This is a genomic window from Caminibacter sp. (assembly GCF_053999135.1).
Map to the genome: position 1 here is coordinate 1 of NZ_JBMXVQ010000122.1, position 5,136 is coordinate 5,136.

Sequence of the window (5,136 nt, forward strand, 5' to 3'; positions counted from 1 at the left end):
GCGATACTTGCGGTTCAGGGAAGAGACATTAAGCTTAGCGAAGCAAAAATAATCGAAAGCAGAAACTTTACCAATAAACTTTACAACGCTGCTAGATTTTTATCGATGCATCAGGAAAGTTTTAAGGATTTAGACGAAACCGAAATTAAAACCGAACTTGGAAAATGGATGCTTTATAAATTCAACGAAGCCGTTAAAAACGTAAGACGCGAGCTTGACGAATACAGATTTAACGATGCCGCTATGACACTTTACAGATATTTATGGCAGGATTTTTGCGACTGGGGAATTGAGCTTAGTAAAGTCAGCAAAGATTCAATTCCTGAACTTGGCGCGATATTTAAAGAGAGCATGAAACTTCTGCATCCGTTTATGCCGTTTATTACGGAATTTTTATATCAAGAACTAAGCGAAAATAAAAACATAGAAGAAAACTCCATAATGCTAAAAGAGTATCCAAAAGAAAAAGAAGTACAAAAACCTGCCGATTTTGATTTGATAATCGAAGCGATTGTAAGTCTTAGAAGAATAAAAGCCTTAACCCAAAGCAATTTCAAAAAAGCTTACGTTTTGGCAAACCTGCCTGAAATGGCTAAGGAATTTATAAAAAAACTGGCTAAAGTCGAAGAGATTGAATTTGTAAATAAACCGATTGAAAACGCCATCAGAGACATAAGCGACAATCTTGAAACAATGGTCAGCAAAGAAGAGATTGACATCGCCCCTCTTTTAAGCAGGCTTAATAAACAAAAAGAAAAATTAAATAAAGAAATAGAAAAACTAGAAAAGAAACTTTCAAACAAAAACTTTATAGAACGCGCTCCGAAAGAAGTGGTGGAAAAAAATCAAAAAGAATTAAACGAACTAAAAGAAAAATTCCAAAAAGTTGAGGAAGAGCTAAGGAATTTAAATGATTAAGAAAATTTTAGCGGGCTTTATACTTCTTTTTATAATAGGATGTTCTCAAAAGTCATCCTTAACAAACGCATCTAATTTAACGGCAAACGCGATTCATTCAAAAATATACAAGGCCGTTCAGGATAACAATCTTGACGACGCTGATAATCTGTTTTTATCTCTTGACGCTCAATATCCCTCTTCCATTTATATCAAACCTGACCTTTTAATCCTTTTTTTAGCCCATATGCAAAACGAAGAGTATAAACTGGCCAAATTTTATATAGGCGAATACGAAAAAAGATTTGCAGGCATTGAGGAAATTCCATGGTGCGAATACCAAAAAATCAAAGCCGATTTTTTTGATTATCAAAACGCATATACCGACCAGGGAAAACTTTTAAATCTTATTGAAGAATGTGAACATTTCAAAGAAAACTTTTCTTCTTCAAAATATATTTACGAAGTAAACACCATACATGCAAAAGCCCTCTTGACAAAAAAATATCTTGATGATAAAATATATAAGCTTTATAAAAAACTCGACAAACCAAAAGCTGCAAAACAATATAAAACCGCAATACCTAAAAACTCAAAAGAACCTGTAGTTCCATGGTATAAAAAAATATTTTACTGGTAAGGAGAAACATGACACTTGAAAACTACAACGAACTTCCTGCTGAAATTCCTGTTTTAGTAGAAAAAGAGCTTATATATCCTTTTATGATTATTCCTATTTTTCTTGAAAAAAAAGAAGATATTATAGCCGTTCAAAAAGCTATTAACGACCATTCTTTACTTTTCATATCAATAAAAGACGAACCGGAAACCTACGGAACGATAGGAACCATTATAAGAAAAGTAACATTGCCCGAAGGCAGGGTTAAGATTCTCTTTCAGGGGCTTGAGAGAGGAAAAATTTTAGAAATAACGGATAAAAACCCCACTATGGCAATAGTAGACAAGGTAGAAGTCGTAAAATCCTCAAAAAAAGAGATAAAAGCACTGCTTGAAACGTTAAAAGAGCATATAATAGCCTTAAGCGAACTTAATCCTTTTTTTCCTAAAGATTTCGTAAAAATAATAGACTCAAACAGCGATGCCAACAGAATTGTAGATATTATTGCCAGCTCGCTCAAACTTCCTGCCGAAAAAGGGTATGAGCTTTTTAAAGAAATAGATACAAAAGAGAGAGTAATAAAACTCATTCATTTTATTTTAGAAGAAATCGAATCTATAAAAATAAAAAACGAGCTCTCAAGAAAAGTTATGGAACAGGTCCAGGAGGCAAACAGAGAGCATCTTCTAAAACAGCAGTTAAAACTCATCCAACAAGAACTCGGTATGACAAACGAACTTGAAGAAGAGATAAAAGAGTACAGGGAAAAACTTGAAAAACTAAAACCATGTATGAAAGAAGACGCTTACAAAGAGATAAAAAAACAGATTGACCGCCTCTCAAGAATGCATCCTGACAGCGCTGAGGCGACAACTGCTCAAAACTATATAGAATGGGCCCTTGAAATTCCTTTTTGCAACTATGCAAAAGAAGATTTCGACATAAGCGAACTTAAAGAAAGACTTGATAAAGACCACTACGGGCTTAAAAAACCAAAAGAAAGAATAATTGAATATTTTGCCGCAAAAGAACTTGCCAAAAAAAGAGGAGAAGAATTTAGCGGAGCTACTTTATGTTTTGTGGGGCCTCCGGGGGTTGGTAAAACAAGCTTAGCTAATTCGATAGCAAAAGCCCTTGAGAGAAACCTGGTCAGAATAGCTCTTGGAGGCCTTGAAGACGTAAATGAACTCAGAGGTCACAGAAGAACTTATATAGGAGCAATGCCTGGACGCATAGCGCAGGGAATTATAAACGCCAAGCAGATGAATCCCGTTATGGTCCTTGACGAAATAGACAAAATCTCAAGATACAGGGGAGACCCGACTGCCGTGCTTTTAGAAATCCTAGACCCTGAACAAAATACAAATTTCAGAGACCTTTATCTTAATTTTGATTTGGATTTAAGCAAAGTGTTATTTATAGCAACGGCAAACGACCCAAGCACCATTCCGGCACCTCTTAGAGACAGAATGGAGATGATTTTTGTAGGCAGCTATACGCCGCAGGAAAAGTTCGAAATTGCAAAAAGATACCTGATTCCTCAGGAAATGAAAAAACATTCTCTTAAAAAAAGCGAAATACAAATAAGCGATGCGGCATTAAAAGAAATAATAGACAAATATACAAAAGAAGCGGGAGTTAGAAACCTAAGAAGAGTAATAGCAAAAATTATGAGAAAAGCCGCTATAAAAATACTTGAAGGTGAAAAACAGATAAGAATAACCCTTAAAAACCTTAAAGAATTTCTGGACAAACCTCTTTACGAATCTGAAACTGTTGATAAAAAAGACAAAATAGGAGTCGTAAACGGTCTTGCATGGACACCGGTTGGAGGAGACGTACTAAAAGTTGAAGCCGTAAAATATAAAGGAAAAGGACAGGTAATTTTAACAGGACAGCTTGGTGATGTTATGAAAGAATCGGCTCATATAGCTTTTACGCTTATTAAAGTTCTTATCGATACGAAAAAAATAAAACCGAAAGAGCGTTCAAAAGAGCCTGTTTATTATAAATATAACGTTCATATACACGTCCCGGAAGGCGCTATACCAAAAGACGGACCGAGTGCCGGAATTACGATGGCAACGGCAATAGCCAGTATTTTCAGTGAAAAAAAAGTAAAAGCCGATGTGGCAATGACGGGAGAAATTACCCTTAGCGGGGATGTTTTGCCAATAGGAGGCTTAAAAGAAAAATTAATAGCCGCTTATAAAGCAAAAATTAAAAAAGTTTTAATACCGGAAAAAAACTTTAAAAGAGACCTTGACGACATTCCTGAAGAGGTAAAAGAAGGTCTTGAAATAGTACCTGTAAAAAGAATCGAAGAAGTTTTAGACCATGCCCTAGTAAAATGATATTTCTTATTTTACCCCTTTTTCTTTTTGCTTCGGTAAAAGAGGAAATTGTAAATTTTTACAAAAAAACCTATCCTAAAATAAACATTATTTCTATAACATCAAACAAACCTTTTCCAAAAACATATAAAAGTATAAAAATACTGCTTTGTGCAAAATCAGCCTCAGGCAATATACTTATAGACAAAAAATATTATTTTATAAGAATAAAAGCCACTATCCCCGTTTATAAGGCTTTAAAGATAATAAAACAAAACTCACCCATAATCCCGGGGGTAAACGTAAAAAAAGAAACGGTTAAATTCAGATATTTTTATTCCCCTCCCCTCTCTCAAATCCCTAAAAATCTAATAGCTTCCAAAATAATAGGGAAAAATGCCGTAATAAATAAATCAAACACAAAAATTTCCCCGGACGTTTTGAAAAACTCCACTGTTTCGGTCATAATATCATCATCCAATATTCAGATATATTCAAAAGCAAAAGCTTTAAAAGACGGAAACATAGGAGATACTATACCAATAGAAATGAACAAAAAGATATTTAAAGCAAAAATAATCGACAAAAATAGTGTCAGCATTGAATGAAAAAAAATTTTTTAACATTATCTACTCAGTCCCGTGAAACTTAAAACTTTTTCGTAAACCACATAACAAAAAAATTCTCACCGCTGTTTGGTTTTTTTATACCTCCGTTTGAAAAATGAATAAAACCAAATAATAAAGAATAATTTTCATTAAAATTATATCCCACCCTTATTCTGTCTTTAAACTGATAATGAGTAGAAAGATGAGGGGTAGTATGTGTAATATAACACAAACTTATATCACATTTTATAAACAGTTTATCTCCAAATTTTATCCCCTCTCCCACTGCAGCAAAACCCGAACCGTATTTCCCGTTCCACCCTCCAAGCGCCAAAGTAGTATAAGTGGGAAGATTTTTTATGGGAGTGTCCTTTTCATAAAAAACGTCTAAAAATTTTTTATTAAAACTATCCGGGGAAAAACCAACTTCTACACCCAAATTTTTAGAAAAAAGTAAAACCGGTAAAAACATTAAAAAAAATCTTTTTTTCAAATTCTTCCTTTCAACATAAAAATAATGTATTATTTTTAAAATAATAACAAAAAAAAGGCAAAAAATGAAAAAAGTTTTAATATGCGTAAGCGGTGCAAGCGGAGCATCTCTTGGAATAAAACTTTATAATTTAATTCCTTCAAAATACGAAAGATATCTAATACTAAGCGAACATGCAAAAACAGT

5 protein-coding genes are annotated in these 5,136 nt (G+C 33.6%); 4 read left to right on the plus strand and 1 reads right to left on the minus strand.

The window, feature by feature from the left end:
* The 4 genes from ACXJH6_RS08915 to flgA form a co-directional block, all read left to right on the plus strand.
* Positions 1 to 918: class I tRNA ligase family protein (locus ACXJH6_RS08915; protein ID WP_456471408.1), on the plus strand; the 918-nt coding region annotated here is incomplete at its 5' end.
* Positions 911 to 1,537: an outer membrane protein assembly factor BamD gene (gene bamD / locus ACXJH6_RS08920; protein ID WP_456471409.1), complete on the plus strand. Its 627-nt coding sequence runs from the start codon at positions 911 to 913 to the stop codon at positions 1,535 to 1,537. The genes ACXJH6_RS08915 and bamD, both read left to right, overlap by 8 nt.
* Before the next feature lie 8 nt (positions 1,538 to 1,545).
* Positions 1,546 to 3,870, plus strand: a complete 2,325-nt coding sequence (gene lon / locus ACXJH6_RS08925) for an endopeptidase La (protein ID WP_456471410.1) — start codon at positions 1,546 to 1,548, stop codon at positions 3,868 to 3,870.
* A complete protein-coding gene (flgA, locus tag ACXJH6_RS08930; protein ID WP_456471411.1) occupies positions 3,867 to 4,457 on the plus strand; it encodes a flagellar basal body P-ring formation chaperone FlgA in 591 nt (196 codons plus the stop codon). The genes lon and flgA overlap by 4 nt, the downstream gene beginning before the upstream one ends.
* Positions 4,458 to 4,497: 40 nt before the next feature.
* Here the strand turns inward: flgA and ACXJH6_RS08935 are convergent, their stop codons facing one another.
* Positions 4,498 to 4,950, minus strand: coding sequence for an acyloxyacyl hydrolase (locus tag ACXJH6_RS08935; protein ID WP_456471412.1), 453 nt, complete (start codon positions 4,948 to 4,950; stop codon positions 4,498 to 4,500).
* Between the last annotated feature and the right edge of the window lie 186 nt (positions 4,951 to 5,136).